Raw genomic sequence first — 24,425 nt, forward strand, 5'->3', positions numbered from 1 at the left:
CTTTAGTTCCGCTGATGAATCGAAATGGTGCAGGTGGTGCCGGCAACCAGCGTCAAATCGGCGGGCACGTTGAGCAATTTTATCCGCACCGGCACGCGCTGAGCCAAACGCACCCAGGGAACATTGGGCTTAACATCCATTAATAGATCGTTGTTGCTGTCAACGCTCTGATCGTAAATAGCGCGGCCGATACTCTCTACTTCCCCCTGCAGCGGGGTGTTGCCGTTATATAAGACAATATCGGCTTTATTGCCTTCTTTTATATGTTTCAGCTTGGTTTCTTCGAAATAACCGAGTACATAAAACGAATGGACATCCACCAGTGCGACCAAAGGCGTGCCGGCGTTGGCGTAGTTCCCGACCCGCGCCTGTAGATTGGTGATATAACCGTCGGTCGGCGCGTAAATTTTAGTTTTGCTCAAATTCCATTTGGCCTGTTCCAGGTTGGCCAGGGCGGCTTTATAGGCGGCCTTCATTGCCTGAGCGGCTAAATTGGACTCATCCAAATCTTCAGCGGAAATAACGTTGCGCGGCAACCCGCGGCGTCGGGCGGCTTCATGGTCCGCCTTGGCCAGATCCGATTGCGCTTTTGCCACCGCGGCCTCGGCATTGTCCAGCGCGATCTGATAAGGCACCGGGTCGAGGGTAAAAATCAGACTTCCCGCAGGTACGAATTGATTGTCATTCGCACTTATTTTCTCTAATCTTCCAGAAACCTCAGGGGTGATATTGACGAGTTCTGCGCGCACTTTTCCGTCACGGGTCCATGGGGATTGCATATAATAATTCCAGAGCCACCAACCGGCGCAGACGGCAATGGCGCAGACGATCACCGTAGAAAAGTATTTTAATGTTTTATGCTGCATGGGTTACCAACTCGCTAAAATCCATAAGGAACCGCTGACGGTCAGGACGAAAATGGACAGGTCCATCAACATGGGGTGCCAGATTTCACCGGAATACATCCAGTCCCTGAGCAGCTGATGAATCAGCAACCATAAGACCAGTCCTAGCAAAAAAGCTTTAAATATGGGTGGAAAATAAAGCGATGCCCCCAGGACCAAATCGGGTAAGGGCGATGAGGCGTGTAACCATGATGTATTCACATTAACAATCCCTACGGGTGAATATGTTGAATATTTGCATAACGATTAAACAATAGCGGCTAAAAATAGTGGTTATTTCCACAATATACATTATATACATTTGTGTTTTTAATGTGAGTTACCCAAAATAGTCTAAGCTCTGGGAGGTAATGTTAGCATGCTAATTATAAGGAGGGGTAAGTGGAGTCAACATTAGGTTCAGATTTAGCACGATTGGTTCGTGTTTGGCGAGCGCTCATCGATCATCGGCTCAAGCCGTTGGAGCTGACCCAAACGCATTGGGTTACGTTGCACAATATCAATCGCTTGCCGCCGGAGCAGTCGCAAATCCAGCTGGCCAAGGCGATCGGTATCGAGCAACCGTCACTGGTTCGCACGCTGGACCAACTGGAGGAGAAGGGGCTTATCACGCGTCACACCTGTGCCAACGATCGCCGCGCGAAGCGCATCAAGCTGACCGAAGCGGCCGATCCGATCATCAGGGAAGTCGACAGTGTGATCACGTCTACGCGCAGTGAGATTTTAAGCGGCATTACCGCCGACGAAGTGCATCTGTTGGTAGGGCTGATTGGCAAGTTAGAACAAAATATCACCGAACTGCAGAACAAATAATAATATTCTTATTTTTCTACGATTACAGTTTCACAGCATCAGAAATAAAACCGGAGGCGATTGCCTCCGGTTTGCCGTGTGCCGCCTGCTGACTTACAGCGGAGAGACGGTGATGGTGTCGCCCATGCGCGCCATGCGCACGCGCTGACCCGGGCTGAACTTGGTGTCGCCTGCTTTCTGCACCACGACGATGTTCTCTTTCTGGTCGGTTTTGATTTCCAGCTCGTAGCCTGAGGTACGACCGGCCACTTCACCGATGCTGTTGCCCGCCGCGCCGCCGGCGATAGCGCCCGCCGCGGTAGCCAGCGTACGGCCGGTGCCGCCGCCAACGGTGTTGCCCAACAGCCCACCAATTACCGCGCCGCCGATCATCCCCAAGGCGTTGGAGCCTTCGCCGCCCTGAATTTTAACCGGACGCACGGAAACCAGCGTCCCGTAAGTGACGTTCTGCACCTGCTTGGCCTGCGAGGACGAGTAGACATCGCCGGACATGGATTCATTGGCACACCCAGCCAACGTAACGGCGGCGACGGCAACGACGAGAAGACGCTTGATCATATAAAACTCCTGATGGTAGTAGTCCATAACCTGGCAATGCTCACCAGGCAAGATTCAGTGAAAATGATAGACAAAGTATGGCTGAAAGTTGATACAGCGCCATGCTTCATCGCTGCACGCAGCTTAACTTTTCTCTGTTCAACCAATAATAAACCGCGGTTTACCTTTATGACAGCCTCACCGACATTCCGTTGCCGGTTAACGCACGGTTTAACACATAAAATGTGCCACAGCGACGCACCTGGCTCACGGCGCGTAAAAAAAGCATCATAATTCATGGCGTTAATTCGTCAATTCTGGTTTATTTGTCAGGATAAAATTTGCTTACCGTGCGGGTTAGAGGATGTTGCTATGAAGTCAGGCCGCTATATAGGCGTCATGTCCGGCACCAGTCTGGACGGAATCGATGTGGTATTGGCCGCGATTGACGATCGCATGGTGGCGCAGCAGGCCAGCTATAGCCATCCGATGCCGATCGCGCTGAAAAAAGAGATCCTGGGAATGTGCCAGGGGCAGCAAACCACGCTGGCCGCCGTCGGCCGGTTGGACGCACAGCTGGGCACGCTGTTTGGCGAGGCGGTGCTCGGCCTGCTGAAGCAAACCGGCATCGACGCGGATCATATCACCGCCATCGGCTGCCACGGCCAGACGGTATGGCACGAACCGGAAGGTGATGCGCGTTTCTCCATGCAGCTCGGCGACAACAACCGCATCGCCGCACTGACCAATATCACCACCGTCGGCGATTTCCGCCGGCGCGACATGGCTTACGGCGGGCAGGGCGCGCCGCTGGTGCCGGCGTTTCATCAGGCGCTGCTGGGGCATCCCGTCGAGCGGCGTATGGTGCTGAACATCGGCGGCATCGCCAACCTCTCTCTGCTGTTGCCCGGTGCGCCGGTGCGCGGTTTCGACACCGGGCCGGGCAACATGCTGATGGACGCCTGGATCTGGCGCCACCGCGCGCAACCTTACGATCAGGACGGCGGCTGGGCCATGCAGGGGCGCGTCTGTTTGCCGCTGTTGCAGCAGATGCTGGCGGACCCTTACTTCGCGCTGCCTGCGCCGAAAAGCACCGGCCGCGAGTATTTCAACATCGCCTGGCTGGAGCGTCAGCTGGCCGGATTACCGGCGATTGCGCCGGTCGACGTGCAGGCCACGCTGACGGAGCTGACCGCCGTCAGCATCAGCGAACAGGTGCAGCTGGCCGGCGGGTGTGAGCGCCTGCTGGTCTGCGGCGGCGGGGCGCGCAACACGCTGCTGATGGCGCGCCTGTCGGCGCTGCTGCCGGGCACCGAGGTCGGCCTGACCGACGATTGCGGCGTCAGCGGCGACGACATGGAGGCGCTGGCCTTCGCCTGGCTGGCGTTTCGCACGCTGTCCGGCCAGGCCGGCAACCTGCCTTCGGTGACCGGCGCCAGCCGTGAAACGGTGCTGGGTGGGATTTATCCGGTTTTGCCATTCGGGGGGCGCTAGCTCTGTTAGGATAGCCTGTGAAGGATTTTTCTAAGGAGCAACAGCATGAAAAAAGTCATTTTCGTCGCCGGCGCGCTGGCGCTGTCCGGCTGCAGCTATATCCTGCCGCAGAGCAGCCAGACGATGCACTACCAGTGCGGCACCACGCCGTTGACGGTGGCGCTCGACGGCAAGGCGAGCGAAGTCAGCCTGCTGATGGATGGCGAACAGCTGCATCTCAAGCAGGTGTTGGCGTTGACCGGCGCCAAATACAGCGACGGCAAATACACTTTTTGGTCGAAAGACCGCAATGCCTATCTTGAGCGCAACGGCAAGGTAGTCATGAGCGACTGCGTGTTGACGGAGTGACGGTCAGCGGCGGCGTCGGAGCGATTGAGTTCCTGGCGCCGCAGGCGCAGAATGTAACGACGGATTTTTCAGTTGGTCGATAACCCAGATGATTGAAAAGAATGAGTTTGATGTTGCGGACCTGCGCCGTGAATATACCCGGGGCGGCCTGCGCCGCAACGATCTGACCGCCAATCCGCTCGAGCTGTTCGAGCGTTGGCTGAAACAGGCCTGCGACGCGCGCCTGGCCGATCCGACCGCCATGTGTGTCGCCACCGTCGACGAACGCGGCCAGCCGTATCAGCGCATCGTGCTGCTCAAGCATTTCGATGAGCAGGGGTTGGTGTTCTACACCAACCTCGGCAGCCGCAAGGCGCAGCAGTTGGCGCAAAACCCGCATATCAGCCTGCTGTTCCCCTGGCACATGCTCGATCGTCAGGTGATTTTCCTCGGTCAGGCGGAGCGCCTGTCGACCCTCGAAGTGCTGAAGTATTTCCATAGCCGGCCGAAGGACAGCCAAATTGGCGCCTGGGTGTCGCAGCAGTCGTCACGCATTTCCGCGCGTGGCGTGCTGGAAAGCAAATTCCTCGAGTTGAAGCAAAAGTTCCAGCAGGGCGAGGTGCCGTTGCCGAGTTTCTGGGGCGGATTCCGCGTGAAATTCGACTCCGTCGAGTTCTGGCAGGGTGGCGCCCACCGCCTGCATGACCGTTTCCTGTATCAGCGGGACGGGAATGACTGGAAAATTGACCGACTGGCACCTTGAAGACGTAAAATCCCCCTCTAAGCGCTGGTGCTGACGCCGCCGGCGCTTTATTCTATGCGCTACCCTGAATTTTTATTTCGCCACTGGGCGAAAGGCCGTGTACCGGCAAAGGTGCATTCGTTTATACATGGAGTCATTGATGGCAAGCAGCAACTTGATTAAACAACTGCAAGAGCGGGGCCTCGTTGCCCAGGTTACGGATGAGGAAGCGTTAGCGGAGCGACTGGCGCAAGGGCCAATTGCACTGTATTGCGGTTTCGATCCGACCGCTGACAGCTTGCATTTGGGCCATCTGGTTCCTCTGTTGTGCCTGAAGCGCTTCCAGCTGGCCGGCCACAAACCGGTAGCGCTGGTGGGCGGCGCCACCGGCCTGATCGGCGATCCGAGCTTCAAAGCGGCGGAGCGCAAGCTGAATACCACCGATACGGTGAATGAGTGGGTCGAGAAGATCCGCAAACAGGTTTCCCCATTCCTCGATTTCGACTGCGGCAGCAACAGCGCCATCGCGGCCAACAACTACGACTGGTTCGGCGGCATGAACGTGCTGACCTTCCTGCGTGACATCGGCAAGCACTTCTCCGTCAACCAGATGATCAACAAGGAAGCGGTTAAGCAGCGCCTGAATCGCGACGACTCCGGCATCTCCTTCACCGAGTTCTCCTATAACCTGCTGCAGGGCTACGATTTCTCCGAGCTGTACAACCGCCACCAGGTGGAGCTGCAGATCGGCGGTTCCGATCAGTGGGGCAACATCACCTCGGGTATCGATCTGACGCGTCGTCAGCATCAGAAGCAGGTGTTCGGCCTGACCGTGCCATTGATCACCAAGGCAGACGGCACCAAGTTCGGTAAAACCGAAGGCGGCGCGGTCTGGCTGGCGCCGGAAAAAACCAGCCCGTACAAGTTCTACCAGTTCTGGATCAACACCGCCGATGCCGATGTTTACCGCTTCCTGAAGTTCTTCACCTTCATGAGCCTGGAAGAGATCAACGCGCTGGAAGAAGAAGACAAGAACAGCGGCAAGGCGCCGCGCGCCCAGTACGTGCTGGCGGAAGAAGTGACCGGCATGGTGCACGGTGCGGAAGGCCTGGCGGCCGCCAAGCGCATCACCCAGAGCCTGTTCTCCGGCGCGCTGCATGACATGACCGAAGCGGACTTCGCCCAGCTGGCGCAGGACGGCATGCCGACCATCAAACTTGAGCGCGACGCCGATCTGCAGCAGGCGCTGGTGAATGCTGAACTGGTGCCGTCACGTGGCCAGGCGCGCACCATGATCGGTTCCAACGCGGTGACCATCAACGGCGAGAAACAGTCGGATGCCGAATACCGTTTCAGCGATGCGGACCGTCTGTTTGGCCGTTACACGCTGCTGCGCCGCGGCAAGAAACACTACTGCCTGGTGGACTGGCAGTAAGCGTATAATGATGGTAAGGGGCCCAGGCGGCCCCTTTCTTTTTGGGCAGCCGCCAGGCTGGCTGCCGCATTCCCAACGAGTTCTGTCGATGAAAAACATTCTTTCTATCCAGTCGCACGTGGTGTTTGGTCACGCCGGCAACAGTGCGGCGGAGTTTCCGATGCGCCGCATGGGCGTCAACGTCTGGCCGCTGAACACGGTGCAGTTCTCCAACCATACGCAATACGGTCAGTGGACCGGCTGCGTCATGCCGGCCAGCCACCTGAGCGAGATCGCGCAGGGCATCGCCAATATCGATCAGCTGAAACGCTGTGATGCGGTGCTGAGCGGTTATATCGGTTCGCCGGAGCAGGGCGACCATATTCTGGCGATCGTGCGTCAGGTTAAGCAGGCGAATCCGAACGCCTGGTATTTCTGCGATCCGGTGATGGGACATCCTGAAAAGGGCTGCATCGTGGCGCCGGGGGTGGCCGAGTTTCACTGCCGTCAGGCGTTGCCGTGCAGCGACATGGTGGCGCCGAACCTGCTGGAACTGGAAATGCTGAGCCAGATGGCCGTCGCCAACGTGGACGACGCGGTGCAGGCCGCTCGATCGCTGATCGTCAAGGGGCCGCGGTTGGTGCTGGTCAAGCACCTGGCTCGTGCCGGCTATCACACCGACTGTTTCGAAATGCTGCTGGTGACGGCGGACGAAGCCTGGCACATTAGCCGGCCGCTGGTGGACTTCGGGGCGCGTCAGCCGGTTGGCGTCGGCGATTTGACCAGTGGTCTGCTGCTGGTGGATCTGCTGAAGGGCGAGGCGCTGGATAAAGCGCTGGAGCACGTGACCGCCGCCGTGTATGAGGTGATGCTGACCACGCAGGCGATGGGCGAGTATGAATTGCAGGTGGTGGCGGCGCAGGATCGGATCGTGCAGCCGCGCAGCGAGTTCAGAGCGGTAAAACTGTAAGCGGCATCGGGCCCCGGCGAGAGCCGCCGGGGCTGAACCTTACTTCAATCCTTCGGCGTTCAGCGCCGCGTCTACCGCCGGGCGCGCCGCAACGCGATCGAACCAGGCCGCCAGATGGGCGTGCTTGCGCACATCGAACTGCAGGGCGAATGCCCAGCGCAGCACGGTGAACAGGTAGGCGTCGGCCACGCTGAAACGGCTTCCCAACAGGAAGTGCTGCTTCGCCAGTACCGAATCCAGATAGCTGAACTGCTGCTCCAGCCTGGCGCGCGCGATGGTTTTATATTCCTCGGGCGTCTTCGGGTTGAACAGCGGGCTGAAACCTTTGTGCAGCTCGGTGGCGATGTAGTTCAGCCATTCGATCGCGTGGTAGCGCGACAGGGTGCCCGCCGCCGGGATCAGGTTACGGTCCGGCACGCGGTCCGCCAGGTATTGCACGATCGCCACGCCTTCGGTCAGCAGGCTGCCGTCATCCAGCAGCAGCGCCGGTACCTGTCCCTTGGGGTTGATGGCGAGGTAATCGGCGCCGCTCTCGGTTTTCTTCTGCGCCAGATCGACCTTCTCCGCCGTAAAATCCAGCCCTGCCTCACGCAGCACGATATGCGGGGACAGCGAACAGGCGCCGGCTTTATAGAACAGTTTCATCGGAAGCTCCTTGTTGATGACGAATGACGGGCATGCTTAACCTCTCATCGTAGTCCCACAGCGCCAAAATTACAGCGGCTTAGCTAACAAATTTAACCGACGATCGCCTCGGCGGGCTGCAGTTGCGCCAGCGTCGCGGCGATCTGCTGCTGCAGCGCCTGCGGCGCCACCTGCATCGGCGAGCGCAGTTCGTTGGCGATCAGCCCCTGTTGGGCCAGTACGGTCTTGACCGGCGCCGGATTCGGGAAGCTGAACATCTGGTGGATCATCGGCAACAGCTCATAGAAGTTGCTGCGCGCCGCGGCCAGATCGCCAGCGGCGACTTGCTGCACCAGCTGGACGAAACGTTCCGGGTGAACATGCGCGGCAGCGGAGATGGCGCCGGTGCCGCCGAGGCACAGCGTGGTGAGGATCAGATTGTCTTCCCCGGTCATCACATCGATTTCGCCGTCGGCGATCAGCGCCATGGTGGCGTCAGGGTTGCCGCCGCAGTCCTTGATGGCGGCGATGCGCGGGTGGCGTGCGAGCTGGCGCAGCGTGGCCAGCTCCATGGCGATGCCGGTACGCTGCGGAATGTTGTACAGGATCACTGGCACGGTGGAGGCGTCGGCCAACTGGGTGAAATAGTCTATCAGGCCGCATTGCGAAGGGCGGATGTAGTAAGGCGCCGGGATCAGCACGCCGGCGATGTCGCGCAGCTGAATGGCCTGCTGCATCTGCAGCGTGGCGGCCATGTTATTGCCGGAAAGGCCCATCACCACCTGATGGGCGGGCGTCACCTCCAGCACGGCGTCGAGCACCGCCAGCTGTTCTTCCTTGCTTAGCGCGGCGGCTTCACCGGTAGAGCCGCAGACCACCAGGCCGTCGATGCCGGCGTCGAGCAGGTGCCGCGCCAGGCGTTTAACCGCCGGCAGATCGACGGCATCTTGATTGAAAGGGGTAACCATCGCCACCCAAATACCCGAAAATGAGGCCATAAAATATTCCTTCTGTGTGACCGACAGAGAAGCCAGATGAGAAAATTGAAGGCGGGGCGTTGCAGGCCATCCAGTCAGCTCATCTGACGGGACAGCTCGCCCCGGTCAAATGAGCGTCTGTTTCTTCGATGTAACCGCCGCCAAACCGCCAACGGGCAACGCCGGGAGAATCGGTGTATTAACGTTGCGCGGATAGGCCATGGCAGTCTCGTGAAAAGAGGATGTGGGGGTGATAATGAATATTCTTCATCAGGCTGTCAATTTACAACAGATTGATAACATTGTTATTCATGATGGGTGAGGGCAGATGAGTTTGGCTAATAAACGACAATCCCCGCGGCGGCGGGGATTGTTTGGCTGATTCAGCGCGGCGGGCGGGTACCGATGGTGGCGGACCAGCTGAAGGTGTCGCCGCTTGGCCGGTAGCGGTTGGCCTTGCGTTCCGCGCGCTCTGCCTTGGCGAGCTTCGCTCTGGCGGCCATGATGCGCGCCACCACTTCATCTTTGACCTTGTGCTGTTCGGCGTTGGTCAGCGGCCGGCCGTGGCTTTTACGCGCTTTGTCCAGCTCGGTTTTGACTTCTCGTTGCTCGCTTTCCGTCATCTCTTTCAACGTCAACTTTTTCATCTTTGCCGCCCGTTCGGTGAAGTTGGCTTTCAGTTTAACGGTGTTATGTGACCGAAAATGTTATGGGCATAACGAAAATGCCCCGTAAGCCCAGGTTACACCTCTTCCAGCAGATCGTCGACAAAGCGCCGCATCCGTTCGGTGCGCTGCTCGGCCATCTGTCGCCCGGCGGCGGTCTGGAAGCCGTCTTGCAGCTTGAAGAGCTTGGTTTCGAAGTGATCCAGGCTGAAACGCTTGTCATCGTATTGACGATGTTCGGCCCGCGGATCCGCAGCGTCATACAGCGCGCTGCGCATGCGGCCGCTGATATAGAAGCAGCGGGCTACGCCAATCAGGCCAATGGCGTCGAGACGATCGGCGTCCTGCAGGATCTTCGCTTCCAGCGTTTGCGGGGGGATGCCGGCGGAAAAACTGTGCGCTTCAATGGCGTGGGCCACCGCCGCGATGTCCGCCGGCGACCATTCGAGCCGGGTCAGCGTCAGCGTGGCTTGCTGCGCCGCCATGCGCGAAGCCAGGTGACGCTGCGGCGAATTCTTTTCCACCGCCACGGCGTCATGCAGCAGCACCGCCGCGCAGAGAATGCGTCGGTCGCCGCCTTCCAGCTTGCTGATGCGGCGGCAGTTCTTCCAGACTCGGTGTAGGTGCGCCACATCGTGCGAGCCATCGTCCGATTCGAGGGTGAGCGGCAGCAGCGTTTGCGCCAGCGTCTGGTAGGGGGAAAACGGCTGTAACAGCTCTTGCGTTAGCGAGGGTAAAGACACGTTCAGCTCCTGTTGGGGGAAATCGGGCAATCAGCATAGCCGCGTCGGAGGTCGAGAGAATGACAGAAGACGACTATTGTTTACTAAAGTGCAACCTACTATTGTCACAACTGCGGTTTTTGCAGCGAAACAAGCAACCTAGAATAGCCGTATTCCGCCGTCTCCGCCTGGTGAGAGCCTGTGTCCGCGGAGATGGTCGGAATATCCTTATCAGCCATGGGAGAAGAGACATGCCAACCCCTCTTGAGATAGTGCGCGCGACTTACGAAGGCAGTTCCGAAGAAAACGGCCGTAATCTGCTGGCGGCGCTGGCCCCCGATGCCGAGTGGACCGAAGCCGCCGGTTTCCCTTACGCCGGTACTTATATCGGCCCGGAGAATATCATCAAGAACGTGCATCAGCGTTTGGGCAGCGAATGGCAAGGTTACCGCGCCGATGTCGATCACTTTTACGACGCCGGCGACAACGTGATTGCTCAGGGTTTTTATCACGGCACTTACCGGGCCACCGGCAAAGCCTTCAGCGCCTCCTTTGCGCATATTTATACGGTGCGCGCCGGCAAGATCGTGAAGTTCGTGCAGATTGTCGACAGCGCTAAAGTGCTGGAAGCGATGCAGCCTTAATTGCCGCTGTGCTTGCCGAATTTGCGATCAAACTCGCGCCGGTAACCCCGAGCCTTGTTGCGATCGCGGATCCACAAATAGCCGCACACCAGCGCAACCGCTCCCGAGAAGGTGACGTTGCGCATATCCCGGTCATACCAAAACACCAACAGCGCATCCAGCGCAGCAATCAGCGCGATCCATTTGTACATATGGGATTGGCGCCGCGTGGCGGCGTTGAGTCGTTTTAACTGTCTGGCTTCGTCCAACACCGGTTTTTGCTGCATAGCGTTTCGTTATCATCAGGCTGTTCACGCTAAATTAGCAGAATCCTCCCAACTGCCGCAAAGATTAACGCACGCCGTCAGGCGGTTTTCAGCGTTCCTGGGGATACGCTGAAAATTTATGCGCGGACGCTTGAATTGTTTATCGGGCGTGATAGGTTATTTATTCGCTATTTATGGGTTTTTATTCAACTATCACTGTGTCATCAACCCGTAGCACTGGGCGGTTAACGTGATGGGTTCGACGCATGCGGCGGTTAACTTTGGCAGGAGAATGTGATGAACGATAAGACGGCACGCCCGCAGGATGTGGTTCAACAACAGCTTGACGCCTATAACGCCCGCGATATCGAGGCCTTTATGGCCTGCTGGGCGGATGACGCGCAGTATTACGAACACCCCGACACGCTGCTGGCCAGCGGCAAAGCGGCGATCCGCGAACGGCATCTGGCGCGCTTTCGCGAGCCGAGCCTGTACGGCGAACGGATAAAACGCATGGCGGTGGGGAATATGGTGGTCGATCAGGAGGTGGTGACGCGTAACTTCCCGCAGGGGCGCGGCAAAATGGATGTCATCGCCATTTACGAAGTGGAACAGGGGCGGATCGCCAAAGCCTGGTTCAAGATCGGCCCCTGCGTGCCGGACGAAGGCGCGCTCTAGCCGCGCCTTATTGCAACGCCATCACCGCCTCTATCTCTACGCACACTGCGGGTGAGAACAACGCGCTGACCGCCATCAAAGAACAGGCCGGCAGCGCGCCGTCGAAATAGTCAAACAGCACCGGGCGCACGCTCGCCAGATCGGCGATGTCGGTCAGGAACACGCTGATTTTAATCAATGCCTTGAGATTGACGCCTTCGCTGGCGGCGATGGTCGCCAATTGCTCAAGGATCTCCTGCGTTTGCTGCGGCGCGCTCAAGCCCTGCGCGTCGGTGGCGAAGGCCGTCAAGCCAGATACGTACAGGCGATCGCCGTGGCGCACGGCGTGCACATAAGGGCCACCCGGCGTAGGCAATTGCGGATAATTAATGCGTTTTAATGATGTCATGGTCAAACCCCGCGCAAGACCGGTTAATAAAATCGACAAACTTGGTTAGGATACTGGAGAAAACGCGGCAAAGCGCCGCACGCCGATGATATCTGAGAGAATCATCCCCCTTATGTTATACGCCGTCTCTCACGCGAATGTGACAGTGCGGCGCAGATCGGCAACAAGGACGCAGAGACGATGAACCCGCTTTTTACGCCTTACCTGCAGCGCTGGCGGCTGGAGCAGGACGGCAAAGCCTTCGAAACCCACAGCAGTCTATTGATGCCGGTGCGTTACCGGGGCGCGGCGGCCATGCTGAAGATCGCCCGCGAGCAGGAGGAGCGCTTCGGCGGGCAGCTGATGTGCTGGTGGCGTGGAGAAGGCGCCGCGCAGGTGCTGGCGTGGCACGACGACGGCATTTTGCTGGAGCGTGCGCAGGGCGAAGGGTCGTTGGCGCAGCTGGTGCGTGACGGCGACGATGAACAAGCCACGCAGATCCTGTGCCGGGCGATCGCCGCCTTGCATGCGCCGCGGGCGGCGCCGTTGCCTGAGCTTATCCCGTTGCAGGAGTGGTTCAGCTCGCTGTGGCCGGCGGCCCAGGCGCACGGCGGCATGCTGCGTCTCAGCGCCACGGCGGCGGCGGAGCTGTTGAGCAGCCCGCGAGAAGAAAGCGTGTTGCACGGCGATATCCACCATGACAATGTGCTGGACTTTGGCGCACGCGGTTGGCTGGCGATCGATCCCAAGCGTTTGTACGGTGAACGGGGCTTCGATTACGCCAATATCTTCTGCAATCCCAACTACGGCGTCGCCACCGATCCGGCCATTTTCCATCGCCGCGTGGAACAGGTGTGCCGGTTGGCCGGGCTGGATCGCCGGCGTCTGCTGCAATGGATCCTGGCCTGGTCGGGGCTTTCCGCCGCCTGGTTCATGGAAGACGGGCAGGCGGCGGACATCGATTTTCGCGTCGCGGAACTGGCGGCGCGCGCGCTGGATCTCACGTTGCCGGACGGCGATTCAGGGTTCATCCTGCCAGTAATCGAGCGAGGCTGAAGGACGCTGCAGATAACGCACCTGCTCGCCGTCATTGCCGCGCGCCATCGCCTGGTATTTACCTGAGTCCGGATACATCACCACTTCCGGCTGTTCGCGCGTGCTGACGGACAGATACTTCAGCGGCGCATCGGAGGTGTTGATGATCTGGTGCGGGTATTCCGGGCCAGGCGGAATGAAAATGACATCCCCACTGACGATCGGCAGCATTTCTCCGGCTACCCGCAGCGTTCCGCTGCCTTCCAGAATGATGAACATTTCCTCCTGAGCGTAGTGAAAATGATAGGGGCAGGAACGCATGCCTGGCGCCACACAATCGAAGGAGGCGCCCAGCTTGTCGGCGGCGGTGCCGGTGCCGAGACGAGCGCCGACGCTGTCATACAGCGGCGGCCGCCGGTCATGCTTCATCTCTACCTGTTCGACATTGCGTATCAAGCGCTGGGCTAACAGCGCGGCTTTCTCGGTCATAAGCTTCCTTGGTGACGGCGTCACTTATTATGTGAATTGACATTCAGACGACAGAGAAAGTGAAGGCGCCACGGCGCCGCTTGTCAATGTAGACCGCCCGTTAGGTCACGGTGGTTCGCCGCGGCAGCGACAGCAGCAGATGCGCGATGGCGCCGCCGACAATGCCCCAGAATGCCGAACCGATGCCGAGCAACGTGACGCCGGAGGCGGTGATGAGGAAGGCGATCAGCGCCGCGTCGCGCTGTTTTTCATCATGCAGCGCGCGTTGCAGGCTGCCGCCGATGGTGCCGAGCAGCGCCAGCCCGGCGATGGTGTGGATCAAGGCGACCGGCAACGCGCTGAACAGCAGGCCGATGGCGCCGCCGAACAACCCGGCCAACAAATAGAAGCCGCCGGCGGCCACCGCGCCCATATAGCGCCGCTGTGGATCGGGATGCACGTCCGGCCCCATGCAAATGGCGGCAGTAATGGCGGCGATGCACACCGAGAAACCGCCGAATGGCGCCAGCAGCAGCGCGGTCAGCGCCGTCCAGGCGATCAGCGGTGAGGTGGGGACACGGTAGCCCGCCGCCTGCAGCGTAACGATCCCGGGGGCGTTCTGTGAAGCCATGGTGACCACGAAGAAGGGCACGCCGATGCCGAGCAGCGTCGGCCAACTGAAATGCGGCGCGATAAATTCCGGCACGGCGACCGCCGGCGCCTGTTGCGCCAGATGGATATCGCCCTGTAGCGCGGCGATCGCCAGCCCAATCGCCAGCGTCAATACGATGGCGTAGCGCGGCAGGTAACGGCGGCTGAGCAGATAGGCCAGCCCCATACCGGCGCTGAGGAGGAAATTGAGCTGCAGTGAAGCGAAGGCGTCCAGCCCGAAACGCAGCAGGATCCCCGCCAACATCGCGGCAGAAATCGCCTGCGGAATATAATCCATCAGGCGGGCGAACAGCCCGGTGACGCCGCAGAGCAGGATCAGGCCCGACGCAAAGATGAACACCCCGATCGCCTCATTGATCGGCGTGCCGGGCAGGCTGGTGACCAGCAGCGCCGCTCCTGGCGTCGACCAGGCGGTGAGGATCGGGGTGCGATAGTAAAGCGACAGCCCGAGGGAAGTGACGCCCATCGCGATCCCAAGCGTGCTCAGCCAGCCGCCGATCTGCGCCGGCGTGGCGCCAGCAGCGGCGGCGGCCTGGAAAATGATGGCGGCAGAGCTGGTGTAGCCGACCAGAACGGCGACAAAGCCAGCCATGACGGCAGGCAGAGTCAGGTGACGCAGGGTGACGGCAGGGCGCATGAGCAGCTCCAATCGATAATTGTGCGTTATAACGCACGGTCAGAAATCAGCATAGCACCGTGCGCTATAGCGCACAAGCGAGTATAATCGAGCGCGATACGCAGAGGAGAACAGGATGCAGGAACTTGCCGGCCATTTGGCGCACACCCTTCGCACGCTGCGCGCGCAGCGCGGCTGGAGCCTGACGCAGGCGGCGGAATACACCGGCGTCAGCAAAGCGATGCTCGGGCAGATTGAGCGCGGCGAATCCAGCCCGACGGTGGCGACGCTGTGGAAGATCGCCACCGGTTTCAACGTGGCGTTCTCCGCCTTTCTTGAGGCGTCGCCCGCGCAGCAGCAGGCGACGCTGCACCGCTACGGCGAACTGCCGGTGTACGATCAGGACAACGCCGATATGCGTGTGGTGCCGCTGTTTCCCTACGATCGCCAGCTGGGTTTCGACATGTTTGTCATCGATCTCGCGCCGGGCGCGCTCAGCGAATCGTCGCCGCATGAGCCGGGCGTGATTGAGCATGTGATCGTGATCAGCGGCCGGTTGGAATTGGCGATAGACGGCGAGTGGCACAGCCTGGCGGCCGGCGAGGCGATGCGCTTTCAGGCCGATCGGCCGCATGCCTACCGCAACGCCGGTTCAAACACGGTGCGCATCCACGATCTGATCCACTATCCTCAATCCTGACTCAACGCGGCGGCCGCGGGCTTTGACTCCGCGCCGCCAAACGCCTACCTTGTTGAAAATGACTCTTATTTCACAGGCTGTCGCCCATGACGGGGCGGCGTTGCAGCCGACTCAAAAGGAGCTTGATTTTGCCGGTCACCAATCGACGTCAGTTCATTAAACTCAGTGCGCAAACCGCAGGAGCCGTATTCGCGATGACTTCATTACCCAACAGTATCCGCCTGGCGATGGCGGCGGAGGGCGGCGCGGCCGCCGGCGATGGATTCCTGTGGCTGGAAGAGCTGCAGGGTAAAAAAGCGCTGCAATGGGTGCAGCAGGAAAATCAGCGCACCGTGGCGCGTTTCGGCCAGGGCGAAGACTTTCAGCGCATTGAGCGCGAAGTCCTGGATATCCTCAATAAAGACACCCAGATCCCGTGGGTGAGCAAACGCGGCGAGTACTATTACAACTTCTGGCAGGATCAGGCCAACCCGCGTGGCCTGCTGCGGCGCACCACGCTGGACGAGTACCGCAAGGCCAAACCGGCTTGGGAGACGGTGCTGGATATCGATGCGTTGGGCAAGGCGGAGGGCAAGGATTGGGTCTATCAGGGCTCGCAGCCGCTGGCGCCGGAATACCGCTATTGCCTGATGCAGCTGTCGCCGGACGGCGGTGACGCCACCGAAATCCGCGAATTCGATCTGGTGGCCAAACGCTTCGTCAAAGACGGCTTTAACGTGCCGGTGGCGAAAAGCCGGGTTTCCTGGGTCGATCGGGACACGCTGTTCATCGCCACCGATTTCGGCCCCGGCTCGATGACCCAGTCCGGCTACGCGCGCATCGCCAAACGCTGGCGGCGCGGCACGCCGCTGAGCGCCGCCGAAACGCTGTACGAAGCGCAGCCCGAGGACATGGCGGTCTTCGCCTATCACGACCGCACGCCGGGCTTTGAGCGCGATTTCGTCGGCCGCAGCCTGGACTTCTACCGCCGCGACTATTTCTTGCTGACTCAGGACGGCCGGCAGAAAAAAATCGACATCCCCGCCGACGCCGAGCTGGATACGCATCGGGAATGGCTGCTGATCAAGCCGAGCAGCGATTGGGACGTGGGCGGCAAGCGCTATCCGTCCGGCTCGCTGTTGGCGGCCAATTTCGACGACTATCTGGCGGGCAAGCGCGAGCTGCAGCCGCTGTTTACCCCGACGGCGGAGCAGGCGCTGAGCGGCTACAGCGGCACTCGCGATCACCTGATCCTCAGCATCATGGATAACGTGGTCAACCGACTGGAAGTGCTGTCGCCGCAGGGCGGCAGCTGGCAACGTCGCCCGCTGGGCAATCCCGGCGCCATCAGCACCCTTTCCGCCGGCGGCATCGACGACGAGAGCAACGCCTATTTCCTGACGGTCAGCGGGTTCCTGCAGCCGACCTCGCTGTATATGGGCAACCTCGACGGCGGGGAAGCGACGCTGCTGAAACAGGCGCCGCAGGACTTTGACGCCGCCGGCTATCAGGTCAGCCAGCATTTCGCGCGCTCCAAGGACGGCACCCGCGTGCCGTATTTCCAGATCGCCGCCAAAGATCTCAAGCTGGACGGCAGCACGCCGACGCTGCTGTACGGCTACGGCGGGTTTGAAGTGCCGCTGCTGCCGGGCTATCTGGGCGGTAAGGCGCCGGCCTGGCTGGAGCGCGGCGGGGTATACGTGGTGGCCAACATTCGGGGCGGCGGTGAATATGGTCCGGCCTGGCATCAGGCGGCGCTCAAACAGAATCGTCATCGCGCCTATGAGGATTTCGCCGCCGTGGCCGAAGACCTGTTCGCGCGCAAGGTGACTTCCGCGCCGCATCTCGGCGCGCGCGGCGGCAGCAACGGCGGCCTGCTGGTAGGCAATATGCTGACGCTGTATCCGCAGCTGTTCGGCTGCATCGTCTGCGAAGTGCCGCTGTTGGACATGCAGCGCTATACCCAACTCTCCGCCGGCGCGTCGTGGATCGCGGAATACGGCGATCCGAGCAAGCCGGAGCAGTGGGCCTATATCAAAACCTTCTCGCCATACCACAATATTCAGGCGAAAACGGCCTATCCGCCGGTGCTGTTCTATACCGCCACCAGCGACGATCGGGTCAACCCGGCCCACGCGCGCAAAATGGCGGCGCGCATGCAGGCGATGGGGTATCAGCAGGCTTACTTCTACGAAAATACCGAGGGTGGGCACAGCGCCGCCGCCGACAAGCAACAGGCGGCGTTCCACAGCGCGCTGGTGAGCGAATTCATGTGGGCCAACCTGAGCGGCAAGCGCAAGCCAGCGTAAACACGTTTCTTGCGGGCATAAAAAACGCCGGGGATTAACCCCGGCGTTTCTATTTACGCTCAATCCGTCGGCGATCAGTGGGCCGCGGTGGCTTCCTGCGCTTTCTGATTCAGGTCTTCGCTGGTGTCCAGCGTCATGCGGTACAGTTTCGGCGCGGTCAGCATCATCAGGATGGCGATGACGGCGGTGGCGATGCCGATTTGCATAAACACATGGCTGTAGATGGCCAGCGAAGCGTGCGCGTCGTTGATGTCGCTAGGGACGGCGGTCAGACCGGCGACTTTACCGGCGATCAGCGCCGCGGCGGCGGTGGTCAGGAACCAGGAACCCATGATGAAGCCCATCAGACGCTGCGGCACCAGCTGCGCCACCATCGCCAGACCCAGACCGGAAATCATCAGCTCGCCGATGCTCTGCAGCGCGTAGCTCAGGATCAGCCAGTTGACCGACACGATGCCCTGTTCGTTGGCGAAGCTGGCGCCCCATGGCAGCACCAGGAAGGCGCAGGAACACAGGATCATGCCGAAAGCGAACTTGTGCGGCATCGGCAGGCGATCGCCCATCTTGTTATACAACGCGGCCAGAATCGGGCTGGCGAGCATGATCCAGAACGGGTTCAGCGCCTGGTACTGCTCCGGCTCGAAGGCGACGCCGAAGATGCTGTGCTCCACGTTGTGGATGGCGAAGAAGTTCAGCGACGTCGGCATCTGGCTGTACAGCACGAAGAATACCACCGCTTCCAGCATCAGCAGGAAGGCGACGATCATTTTGCGGCGTGCGGCGCCATGCAGGGCGAAGGCTTCCTTGGCGAACACGATCACGATCCCGGCAGAGATGAAGGCCAGCGCCCAGCGCGCGATCACCTGGTTGTGCAGCAGCCAGCTGGACACGGCGACCAGCGCCACGATGCCGACCAGCACCATCAGCAGTTTCGGCAGATGCAGCGGCTTGAAGTCAGGCCTGGAGCCGTTTTTCTTCACCCACTTGTGGCACATCATAAAGTTGACCAGGGTGATCAGCATGCCGACCACGCTCAGGGAGAACGCCACGCTCCAGCCGTACTTCGCCGCCAGCCACGGGGTAGCCAGCATGGAGAAGAAGGAACCGATGTTCACCGACATGTAGTACATGGTGAAGGCGCCGTCGATACGCGGGTCGTCTTTCTCATAGCAGGTGGAGAGCAGAGAGGACGGGTTAGCCTTGAACAGGCCACTGCCCACGGCGATGGTCGCCATGCCCAGGTAGACCCAGAAGATGTCGTGGCCGGAGTAGGCCACCATGGCGTAACCGGCGGCCAGCACCAGCGCGCCGAGCACGATCACGCGTTTGGCGCCCAGCACCTTGTCGCCCAGCCAGCCACCGATGGCGACGAAGCCGTATACCAGGGCGCTGAAAGAAGAGAACAGGGTGATGGAGTCGGCTTCGCTCAGACCGAGCATCTTGACCAGATAAACCGCCATGATGCCTTGCAGGCCGTAATAGCCGAAGCGCTCCCACAGTTCGATCGAGAAGATCAGATAGAATGCTTTCGGTTGTTTGAACGCGTTAAGGCTCACGCTCTCCTGGTGTTGGTTGTTTGCTGTTGACACTGGTACCTCTGTTTTTTCGCAGCCCGTCTTTAGGGGACGGGAAAGTACAAAAGTTGATGCGGAACGGCATCCTTTTGCGTTGTTATAGGATGGGGACGGCGGTTAATGTTCACTATCTTTGTCAACGTGGCAAGCAGTTTGTCATATTCGGTTACATTTAACGCCGACAGGATTATGCCGCGATGTTGCAAATGTTATGCAGTATTAACTTTCGGCTTTTAGTGGTTTATCGATTTTTTGTTTTGACTAAAAGCTATACGAATTTTAAACAGGGATATATTCTGCTGAATTGCTATTTTTTAGCGCATCAGTGTACGTGAGGTTATTAATCCGTTGGAATGTTGTGTATATGGCGCGATTTGTAAAATTATAGAAATTTAGGAAAACGGGGCTGGCATTTGTGAACGCCTTGTGATCCTGAAAGCGTGACGTTCACCGCAATTTTCGACTAATTTTTTGCTTGAAAATAACGCTGCGATGGGTTTCTTACTGAAAACCGCGATAACGCCGGGGTTACTGCTGCGCGATATCACATTTTTGATAAAAAAGCGGCGTTGGCGAGGGAAGAGGACGCGGCGGGTGCGGTTTGCCGCACCCAACGGACTCAGGATTCCGGATAAACCTTTTCTTTATATTCGCACAGGTCTTCGATGATGCAGGAGCCGCAGCGCGGTTTGCGCGCGATGCAGGTGTAGCGTCCGTGCAGGATCAGCCAGTGATGGCAATCGACCTTGAATTCGGCGGGCACCACCTTCAACAGTTTCTCCTCCACCTGATCGACGTTCTTGCCCGGCGCAAAGTGGGTGCGGTTGCACACCCGGAAGATATGGGTGTCCACGGCGATGGTCGCCCAGCCGAAGGCGGTGTTGAGCACCACGTTAGCGGTTTTGCGGCCAACGCCCGGCAGCGCCTCCAGAGCGGCGCGATCTTCCGGCACTTCGCCGCCGTGCAGCTCCAGCAGCATGCGGCAGGTCTTGATCACGTTTTCGGCCTTGCTGTTGAACAGACCGATGGTCTTGATGTACTCCTTGACGCCATCAACCCCCAGCGCCAGCATGGCGGCGGGGGTGTTGGCGACCGGATAGAGTTTGGCGGTCGCCTTGTTAACGCTCACGTCGGTGGCCTGCGCAGACAGCAATACCGCGATCAGCAGCTCAAACGGCGTGGTGTACACCAGCTCGGTGGTCGGATGCGGATTGTTGTCGCGCAGCCGGGTCAGAATTTCCAGTCGCTTCTGCTTGTTCATCAGGCCTTCTCAGCACGTCCTTGTTCCAACAGCGGTTCCGCCGCCACGGCGCGGGCTTTGCGCGCCTTCATTCTTTCGTCGATCAGATACTTGACCGCCAACAGCAGGCCCAGGCCGATAAAGGCGCCTGGCGGCAGCATGGCCAGCAGGAACGGGCTGTCGAAGTGCACCACTTCGATGCGCAGCGATTTGGCCCAGCCGCCCAGCAGTTGATCGGCGCCGTCGAACAGCGTGCCGTTGCCCAGCAGCTCGCGCATTGAACCCAGCGTCACCATGACGCCGGTGGCGCCGAGGCCGATGGCCATGCCGTCCAGCGCCGAGAGGCCGACCGGTTTCTTGGCGGCCACCGCTTCGGCGCGGCCCACGACGATGCAGTTGGTCACGATCAACGGAATAAAAATGCCGAGCGACTGATACAGACCGAAGGCATAGGCGTTGATCAGCATCTGCACGATGCTCACCACCGCGGCGATGATCATGACGTAGATCGGAATACGCACTTCGCTTGGCACCCAGCGGCGCACCGCGGAGATGGAGGCGTTGGTGAGCGTCAGCACCAGCGTGGTGGCCAGCCCCAGGCCCAGCGCGTTGGTGACGGTGGAGGTCACCGCCAGCAGCGGGCACATGCCCAGCAGCTGCACCAGGGCGGAGTTGTTCTTCCACAACCCCTGGACGATCAATTCTTTGGCTTCACTCATTCGCTGGCTCCACACGCAGGTAAGCTTTCAAGTTTAGGCGGCAGCGTTTCCATATACAACGCCGTGCGGCGCACCGCATTGACCACCGCACGCGGGGTGATGGTGGCGCCGGTGAATTGGTCGAACATGCCGCCGTCTTTCTTCACCGCCCAGCGTTTGTCGTCCGGGCCTTCGATTTTCTTGCCGCTGAAGAAGGAAATCCAGTCGGAAATGCGCAGTTCGATCTTGTCGCCCAGCCCCGGGGTTTCATGGTGTTCAATCACCCGGGTGCCGAGTACCGTGCCGTTGAAATCGGCGCCCACCAGCAGCTTGATGGCGCCGGAGTAGCCGTCAGGCGCGGTGGTTTCCAGCGCCGCGGCGGTCGGTTGCCCGTTTTTGCGCGCCAGATATAAACGGTGTGGCGCGCCGTCGCCCAGCGCCGGATCGCTGACCAGGAAGCATTCGTTCTGCATGACGTTGTCGTAATTTTCCGGCGGCACCACCTGATCGAGCAGGGCTTTTTGCTGCAGCGCCGCCTGATGCGCGATGGTGGTTTTCGTCAGGGCGTAGACCACGGCGGTGAGGCCGGTGGTGACCGCCGCAAACACCGCCAGCGTGGTGCCGTGCTTTCTCATGGAATTCAGCATGGCGGCTCCTTAGCGATGGCCGTACACGCGCGGCTGCGTGTAGTGGTCGATTAACGGGACGGTGATGTTGGCGAGCAGCACGGCAAAGGCCACGCCGTCAGGGTAGCCGCCATAAACGCGGATCAGCCAGACCAGCACGCCGATCAGCGCGCCGTAGATTAAACGGCCCTTCGGCGTGGTGGAGGCGCTGACCGGGTCGGTGGCGATAAAGAACGCGCCCAGCATGCTGGCGCCGGAGAACAGGTGGATCAGCGGCGAAGCCTGATGCGCCGGATCGAGCCACCAGGCCAGACCGGAGCAGAAGGCGATGGCGGCCAACATGCTGAAGGGGATCTGCCAGTGGATCAGGCGGCGCGCCAGCATAAACAGGCCGCCGGCCAGAAAGCCGAGGTTGACCCACTGCCAGCCGATGCCCGCCAGCGCGCCGCCGAACAGCGGCTGCTGCAACACTTGTTCAACGCTGTGGCCGCTGCGCAAACCGGTTTTGAAGCCGTCGAGCGGTGTAGCCTGGCTGATGCCGTCAACGCCCATCTGCAATTCGTGCAGCGTCGCGCCCTGAGCGGTATGGCCGCTGAAAATGGCCAGCAGCGTGTCGTGGAACGACAGCGCGGTGGCGCGCAGCTCATCCGGCGGCAACCAGCTGGTCATCTGCACCGGGAAGGAGATCAGCAGCACCACGTAACCGACCATCGCCGGATTGAACGGGTTCTGCCCAAGGCCGCCGTACAGCTGTTTGGCGATGACGATGGCGAAGAAGGTGCCGATGACGATCATCCACCACGGGGCCAGCGGTGGCAGGCTGATGCCGAGCAGCAGCGCGGTCAGCAGGGCGGAGTTGTCCGCCAGCCGGCTGCGCACCGGCAGCTTGCGCAGCCTGAGGATCGCGCCTTCTGCGGCCAGCGCGACGATCGCCGCCAGCGCCACCTGAATCAGCACGCCATAACCGAAGAACCAAATCTGTGCTGCGATGCCGGGAATGCAGGCCAACATCACCCACAGCATAATGCGGCTGGTGCTTTGCTGGTTGTGGGTGAACGGCGAGCTGGCGATGTGTAAGCCTTTGGCGGCTGTGGGTGATACCGGCCTGAACTTCATAGAGTAACGATACCTTCTGCGCCGCGCCTGCGGCAGTTTCGATGCGCCGAATTGCGGGCGCGGCAAAAATAATAGCCGAGCATTCTACCTGATTCGATGCGAGGGTAATACGCCTTAATGATAGGGGTATTCGGCTTTTCGCACCCGTTGAGATCGGCGTGGCGCGATTTGATTTTTTTTTGGCCGGAAAATGGGCTAACGTGAGGAATTGTCTGTGGAACTTGTGCCGCCATTGCCCCTGAGAAACGGGGTAACCGTATGAATGAAATATCATTTTTGTCCAGATTTCCGCACAAAATAACAACTTTCACATAATACGTGTAGGTTACTATCGCGAACATTATTGAGTCAGTGAATCCATAATAATGACAAATGAAGACATTTTTTTTATTGAAGAGCTAATTGAGTGGGTGGAGATACATCTGGAGAAACGGCCAAACCTGGATGAAGTTGCGCGTATTTCGGGCTACTCCAAGTGGCATCTGCAGCGTAAATTCAAGCGTATTACCGGCATTCAACTCGCCACCTATATCCGTTCGCGCATCCTGACGCGCGCCGCGGTGGCGCTGCGCATCACCCGTCGCTCCATCATCGACATCTCCGATGAGCTGGGCTTCGACTCGCAGCAGACCTTTACTCGCATGTTCAAGCAGCGCTTCGGCACCACGCCCAATCGCTACCGCTCAATGGAGCACTGGGACGTGAAAAACCTGATGCCGCGCTTTAACTTCGAAGCCAGCTACGGCGCGGGATATTATCCGGAAGTGAAGCGGCTGACGCTGCCCGAGATGCAGCTGGTCGGCTTCTCGCGCCGGCTGGATTTCGCCTCCGAACAAGAGCTGGAGTACGCGTCCTGCATGGCGATGAAGGACGAGATTTTCAATGACTTCTTCAAGGGGTTGCACGTCGACTGCCGGCGAATTTACAGCATCTATTGCCCGCAGGCCGGGGAAGGCGACGAGCTGTCGTCCACGCTGGTGATGGCGGTCGATCCTGAACATAAAAAGGACATTCTTTCCAATCATCAGATAGACACCATCCATCTGCCGAGCCGCGAGTTTATCTCCATCAACCATAAGGGCACGGCGAAGGAGTGTCTGCAGTTTTTCGGTTATCTGGTGTCGCATGTGATGCCGGGGCTGAAGGATAAGGTGCGCGGCAGTATGGAAATGGAGATCATTCAAACCAAAGAGTGGAACCCGGAGTCCAAACTGCGTCAGATTGAAGTGGACTATACCTATCTGATCTCTATCGATTAAACGGCGCCC

28 protein-coding genes are annotated in these 24,425 nt (G+C 59.6%); 12 read left to right on the forward strand and 16 right to left on the reverse strand.

Annotated features, from left to right (window positions below; all coding sequences use genetic code 11):
- Positions 1-2: 2 nt before the first annotated feature.
- Positions 3-866 (reverse strand): efflux RND transporter periplasmic adaptor subunit, encoded by an 864-nt coding sequence (locus ACJ8PE_RS20105; protein ID WP_015377735.1) that lies wholly within the window; start codon positions 864-866, stop codon positions 3-5.
- A gap of 3 nt (positions 867-869) precedes the next feature.
- A complete protein-coding gene (locus ACJ8PE_RS20110; protein WP_025159708.1) occupies positions 870-1,106 on the reverse strand; it encodes a DUF1656 domain-containing protein in 237 nt (78 codons plus the stop codon).
- 180 nt (positions 1,107-1,286) lie between these two features.
- On the opposite strand from ACJ8PE_RS20110, the gene slyA reads away from it, so the two are divergent.
- Complete coding sequence (gene slyA, locus ACJ8PE_RS20115; RefSeq protein WP_004931301.1) at positions 1,287-1,718, forward strand: transcriptional regulator SlyA; 432 nt, start codon at positions 1,287-1,289, stop codon at positions 1,716-1,718.
- A 93-nt stretch (positions 1,719-1,811) separates the two neighbouring features.
- On the opposite strand, the gene ACJ8PE_RS20120 is transcribed toward slyA, so the two are convergent.
- Entirely contained in the window at positions 1,812-2,276 is a 465-nt protein-coding gene (locus ACJ8PE_RS20120) for a glycine zipper 2TM domain-containing protein (protein WP_025159710.1), read from the reverse strand.
- A 351-nt stretch (positions 2,277-2,627) separates the two neighbouring features.
- On the opposite strand from ACJ8PE_RS20120, the gene anmK reads away from it, so the two are divergent.
- From anmK to pdxY, 5 genes are all read left to right on the forward strand, one after another.
- Entirely contained in the window at positions 2,628-3,749 is a 1,122-nt protein-coding gene (anmK, locus tag ACJ8PE_RS20125) for an anhydro-N-acetylmuramic acid kinase (RefSeq protein WP_033652593.1), read from the forward strand.
- A 45-nt stretch (positions 3,750-3,794) separates the two neighbouring features.
- Complete coding sequence (locus ACJ8PE_RS20130) at positions 3,795-4,097, forward strand: MliC family protein (RefSeq protein ID WP_004931294.1); 303 nt, start codon at positions 3,795-3,797, stop codon at positions 4,095-4,097.
- A gap of 88 nt (positions 4,098-4,185) precedes the next feature.
- Positions 4,186-4,839 (forward strand): pyridoxamine 5'-phosphate oxidase, encoded by a 654-nt coding sequence (gene pdxH / locus ACJ8PE_RS20135; protein ID WP_033642930.1) that lies wholly within the window; start codon positions 4,186-4,188, stop codon positions 4,837-4,839.
- 139 nt (positions 4,840-4,978) lie between these two features.
- Positions 4,979-6,253 carry a tyrosine--tRNA ligase gene (gene tyrS, locus ACJ8PE_RS20140; protein ID WP_197792908.1) on the forward strand — a complete coding sequence of 425 codons (1,275 nt, stop codon included), beginning with the start codon at positions 4,979-4,981 and terminating at the stop codon, positions 6,251-6,253.
- An 88-nt stretch (positions 6,254-6,341) separates the two neighbouring features.
- The gene (gene pdxY / locus ACJ8PE_RS20145) at positions 6,342-7,202 is read left to right on the forward strand and encodes a pyridoxal kinase PdxY (protein WP_197792907.1); all 861 of its coding nucleotides are present in this window, start codon (positions 6,342-6,344) and stop codon (positions 7,200-7,202) included.
- A 39-nt stretch (positions 7,203-7,241) separates the two neighbouring features.
- On the opposite strand, the gene gstA is transcribed toward pdxY, so the two are convergent.
- From gstA to ACJ8PE_RS20165, 4 genes are all read right to left on the reverse strand, one after another.
- Positions 7,242-7,847: a glutathione transferase GstA gene (gene gstA, locus ACJ8PE_RS20150; protein WP_025302671.1), complete on the reverse strand. Its 606-nt coding sequence runs from the start codon at positions 7,845-7,847 to the stop codon at positions 7,242-7,244.
- A gap of 92 nt (positions 7,848-7,939) precedes the next feature.
- Positions 7,940-8,824 carry a 4-hydroxy-tetrahydrodipicolinate synthase gene (dapA, locus tag ACJ8PE_RS20155; RefSeq protein ID WP_197792906.1) on the reverse strand — a complete coding sequence of 295 codons (885 nt, stop codon included), beginning with the start codon at positions 8,822-8,824 and terminating at the stop codon, positions 7,940-7,942.
- 362 nt (positions 8,825-9,186) lie between these two features.
- Positions 9,187-9,450 (reverse strand): DUF3811 domain-containing protein, encoded by a 264-nt coding sequence (locus tag ACJ8PE_RS20160; RefSeq protein ID WP_033642935.1) that lies wholly within the window; start codon positions 9,448-9,450, stop codon positions 9,187-9,189.
- A 95-nt stretch (positions 9,451-9,545) separates the two neighbouring features.
- Positions 9,546-10,241, reverse strand: coding sequence for an HD domain-containing protein (locus tag ACJ8PE_RS20165; protein ID WP_197760053.1), 696 nt, complete (start codon positions 10,239-10,241; stop codon positions 9,546-9,548).
- A 200-nt stretch (positions 10,242-10,441) separates the two neighbouring features.
- Between ACJ8PE_RS20165 and ACJ8PE_RS20170 the strand changes: the two genes are divergently transcribed.
- A complete protein-coding gene (locus ACJ8PE_RS20170; protein WP_033642937.1) occupies positions 10,442-10,834 on the forward strand; it encodes a nuclear transport factor 2 family protein in 393 nt (130 codons plus the stop codon).
- On the opposite strand, the gene ACJ8PE_RS20175 is transcribed toward ACJ8PE_RS20170, so the two are convergent.
- On the reverse strand, positions 10,831-11,100 hold the full coding sequence (locus ACJ8PE_RS20175; RefSeq protein WP_072627680.1) for a hypothetical protein: 270 nt from the start codon (positions 11,098-11,100) through the stop codon (positions 10,831-10,833). The genes ACJ8PE_RS20170 and ACJ8PE_RS20175 overlap by 4 nt on opposite strands.
- A 276-nt stretch (positions 11,101-11,376) precedes the next feature.
- On the opposite strand from ACJ8PE_RS20175, the gene ACJ8PE_RS20180 reads away from it, so the two are divergent.
- Complete coding sequence (locus ACJ8PE_RS20180; protein ID WP_033642939.1) at positions 11,377-11,757, forward strand: nuclear transport factor 2 family protein; 381 nt, start codon at positions 11,377-11,379, stop codon at positions 11,755-11,757.
- A 7-nt stretch (positions 11,758-11,764) separates the two neighbouring features.
- On the opposite strand, the gene ACJ8PE_RS20185 is transcribed toward ACJ8PE_RS20180, so the two are convergent.
- Positions 11,765-12,145 (reverse strand): RidA family protein, encoded by a 381-nt coding sequence (locus ACJ8PE_RS20185; RefSeq protein WP_033644265.1) that lies wholly within the window; start codon positions 12,143-12,145, stop codon positions 11,765-11,767.
- A gap of 180 nt (positions 12,146-12,325) precedes the next feature.
- On the opposite strand from ACJ8PE_RS20185, the gene ACJ8PE_RS20190 reads away from it, so the two are divergent.
- A complete protein-coding gene (locus ACJ8PE_RS20190; RefSeq protein WP_033642940.1) occupies positions 12,326-13,180 on the forward strand; it encodes an aminoglycoside phosphotransferase family protein in 855 nt (284 codons plus the stop codon).
- Here the strand turns inward: ACJ8PE_RS20190 and ACJ8PE_RS20195 are convergent.
- Both ACJ8PE_RS20195 and ACJ8PE_RS20200 read right to left on the reverse strand, forming a co-directional pair.
- Positions 13,145-13,648 carry a cupin domain-containing protein gene (locus tag ACJ8PE_RS20195; RefSeq protein ID WP_033652588.1) on the reverse strand — a complete coding sequence of 168 codons (504 nt, stop codon included), beginning with the start codon at positions 13,646-13,648 and terminating at the stop codon, positions 13,145-13,147. The two genes, ACJ8PE_RS20190 and ACJ8PE_RS20195, sit on opposite strands and share 36 nt — an antisense overlap.
- 100 nt (positions 13,649-13,748) lie before the next feature.
- Positions 13,749-14,936 (reverse strand): benzoate/H(+) symporter BenE family transporter, encoded by a 1,188-nt coding sequence (locus ACJ8PE_RS20200; protein WP_197792904.1) that lies wholly within the window; start codon positions 14,934-14,936, stop codon positions 13,749-13,751.
- Positions 14,937-15,051: 115 nt separating this feature from the next.
- Here ACJ8PE_RS20200 and ACJ8PE_RS20205 point away from each other — a divergent pair, with 115 nt between their 5' ends.
- Positions 15,052-15,615, forward strand: a complete 564-nt coding sequence (locus ACJ8PE_RS20205; RefSeq protein WP_197760055.1) for a helix-turn-helix domain-containing protein — start codon at positions 15,052-15,054, stop codon at positions 15,613-15,615.
- A 194-nt stretch (positions 15,616-15,809) separates the two neighbouring features.
- Complete coding sequence (locus tag ACJ8PE_RS20210) at positions 15,810-17,903, forward strand: prolyl oligopeptidase family serine peptidase (RefSeq protein WP_197792903.1); 2,094 nt, start codon at positions 15,810-15,812, stop codon at positions 17,901-17,903.
- 74 nt (positions 17,904-17,977) lie between these two features.
- Here ACJ8PE_RS20210 and dtpA read toward each other — a convergent pair whose 3' ends face one another.
- From dtpA to rsxD, 5 genes are all read right to left on the reverse strand, one after another.
- A complete protein-coding gene (gene dtpA / locus ACJ8PE_RS20215; protein ID WP_033642946.1) occupies positions 17,978-19,492 on the reverse strand; it encodes a dipeptide/tripeptide permease DtpA in 1,515 nt (504 codons plus the stop codon).
- A 604-nt stretch (positions 19,493-20,096) separates the two neighbouring features.
- Complete coding sequence (gene nth, locus ACJ8PE_RS20220) at positions 20,097-20,738, reverse strand: endonuclease III (RefSeq protein WP_019455952.1); 642 nt, start codon at positions 20,736-20,738, stop codon at positions 20,097-20,099.
- On the reverse strand, positions 20,738-21,436 hold the full coding sequence (locus tag ACJ8PE_RS20225) for an electron transport complex subunit E (protein WP_033642947.1): 699 nt from the start codon (positions 21,434-21,436) through the stop codon (positions 20,738-20,740). The genes nth and ACJ8PE_RS20225 overlap by 1 nt, the downstream gene beginning before the upstream one ends.
- Complete coding sequence (rsxG, locus tag ACJ8PE_RS20230) at positions 21,433-22,062, reverse strand: electron transport complex subunit RsxG (RefSeq protein WP_033652583.1); 630 nt, start codon at positions 22,060-22,062, stop codon at positions 21,433-21,435. The genes ACJ8PE_RS20225 and rsxG overlap by 4 nt, the downstream gene beginning before the upstream one ends.
- 9 nt (positions 22,063-22,071) lie before the next feature.
- Positions 22,072-23,157 carry an electron transport complex subunit RsxD gene (gene rsxD, locus ACJ8PE_RS20235; protein ID WP_033652582.1) on the reverse strand — a complete coding sequence of 362 codons (1,086 nt, stop codon included), beginning with the start codon at positions 23,155-23,157 and terminating at the stop codon, positions 22,072-22,074.
- A 365-nt stretch (positions 23,158-23,522) separates the two neighbouring features.
- Between rsxD and ACJ8PE_RS20240 the strand changes: the two genes are divergently transcribed.
- Positions 23,523-24,416, forward strand: coding sequence for a helix-turn-helix domain-containing protein (locus ACJ8PE_RS20240; RefSeq protein WP_033642950.1), 894 nt, complete (start codon positions 23,523-23,525; stop codon positions 24,414-24,416).
- The last annotated feature ends 9 nt before the right edge of the window (positions 24,417-24,425 follow it).

The organism is Serratia sp. CY74737 (assembly GCF_052166775.1).
In the GTDB taxonomy this organism is placed as follows: domain Bacteria; phylum Pseudomonadota; class Gammaproteobacteria; order Enterobacterales; family Enterobacteriaceae; genus Serratia; species Serratia ureilytica.

Excerpts from the sequence above, each read along its gene's own strand:
- ACJ8PE_RS20105 (WP_015377735.1), bottom strand. The coding sequence starts at position 866 with ATGCAGCATAAAACATTAAAATACTTTTCTACGGTGATCGTCTGCGCC.
- ACJ8PE_RS20120 (WP_025159710.1), bottom strand. The coding sequence starts at position 2,276 with ATGATCAAGCGTCTTCTCGTCGTTGCCGTCGCCGCCGTTACGTTGGCT.
- anmK (WP_033652593.1), top strand. The coding sequence starts at position 2,628 with ATGAAGTCAGGCCGCTATATAGGCGTCATGTCCGGCACCAGTCTGGAC.
- ACJ8PE_RS20130 (WP_004931294.1), top strand. The coding sequence starts at position 3,795 with ATGAAAAAAGTCATTTTCGTCGCCGGCGCGCTGGCGCTGTCCGGCTGC.
- pdxH (WP_033642930.1), top strand. The coding sequence starts at position 4,186 with ATGATTGAAAAGAATGAGTTTGATGTTGCGGACCTGCGCCGTGAATAT.
- tyrS (WP_197792908.1), top strand. The coding sequence starts at position 4,979 with ATGGCAAGCAGCAACTTGATTAAACAACTGCAAGAGCGGGGCCTCGTT.
- pdxY (WP_197792907.1), top strand. The coding sequence starts at position 6,342 with ATGAAAAACATTCTTTCTATCCAGTCGCACGTGGTGTTTGGTCACGCC.
- gstA (WP_025302671.1), bottom strand. The coding sequence starts at position 7,847 with ATGAAACTGTTCTATAAAGCCGGCGCCTGTTCGCTGTCCCCGCATATC.
- dapA (WP_197792906.1), bottom strand. The coding sequence starts at position 8,824 with ATGGCCTCATTTTCGGGTATTTGGGTGGCGATGGTTACCCCTTTCAAT.
- ACJ8PE_RS20160 (WP_033642935.1), bottom strand. The coding sequence starts at position 9,450 with ATGAAAAAGTTGACGTTGAAAGAGATGACGGAAAGCGAGCAACGAGAA.
- ACJ8PE_RS20170 (WP_033642937.1), top strand. The coding sequence starts at position 10,442 with ATGCCAACCCCTCTTGAGATAGTGCGCGCGACTTACGAAGGCAGTTCC.
- ACJ8PE_RS20175 (WP_072627680.1), bottom strand. The coding sequence starts at position 11,100 with ATGCAGCAAAAACCGGTGTTGGACGAAGCCAGACAGTTAAAACGACTC.
- ACJ8PE_RS20180 (WP_033642939.1), top strand. The coding sequence starts at position 11,377 with ATGAACGATAAGACGGCACGCCCGCAGGATGTGGTTCAACAACAGCTT.
- ACJ8PE_RS20185 (WP_033644265.1), bottom strand. The coding sequence starts at position 12,145 with ATGACATCATTAAAACGCATTAATTATCCGCAATTGCCTACGCCGGGT.
- ACJ8PE_RS20190 (WP_033642940.1), top strand. The coding sequence starts at position 12,326 with ATGAACCCGCTTTTTACGCCTTACCTGCAGCGCTGGCGGCTGGAGCAG.
- ACJ8PE_RS20195 (WP_033652588.1), bottom strand. The coding sequence starts at position 13,648 with ATGACCGAGAAAGCCGCGCTGTTAGCCCAGCGCTTGATACGCAATGTC.
- ACJ8PE_RS20200 (WP_197792904.1), bottom strand. The coding sequence starts at position 14,936 with ATGCGCCCTGCCGTCACCCTGCGTCACCTGACTCTGCCTGCCGTCATG.
- ACJ8PE_RS20205 (WP_197760055.1), top strand. The coding sequence starts at position 15,052 with ATGCAGGAACTTGCCGGCCATTTGGCGCACACCCTTCGCACGCTGCGC.
- ACJ8PE_RS20210 (WP_197792903.1), top strand. The coding sequence starts at position 15,810 with ATGACTTCATTACCCAACAGTATCCGCCTGGCGATGGCGGCGGAGGGC.
- nth (WP_019455952.1), bottom strand. The coding sequence starts at position 20,738 with ATGAACAAGCAGAAGCGACTGGAAATTCTGACCCGGCTGCGCGACAAC.
- ACJ8PE_RS20225 (WP_033642947.1), bottom strand. The coding sequence starts at position 21,436 with ATGAGTGAAGCCAAAGAATTGATCGTCCAGGGGTTGTGGAAGAACAAC.
- rsxG (WP_033652583.1), bottom strand. The coding sequence starts at position 22,062 with ATGCTGAATTCCATGAGAAAGCACGGCACCACGCTGGCGGTGTTTGCG.
- rsxD (WP_033652582.1), bottom strand. The coding sequence starts at position 23,157 with ATGAAGTTCAGGCCGGTATCACCCACAGCCGCCAAAGGCTTACACATC.
- ACJ8PE_RS20240 (WP_033642950.1), top strand. The coding sequence starts at position 23,523 with ATGACAAATGAAGACATTTTTTTTATTGAAGAGCTAATTGAGTGGGTG.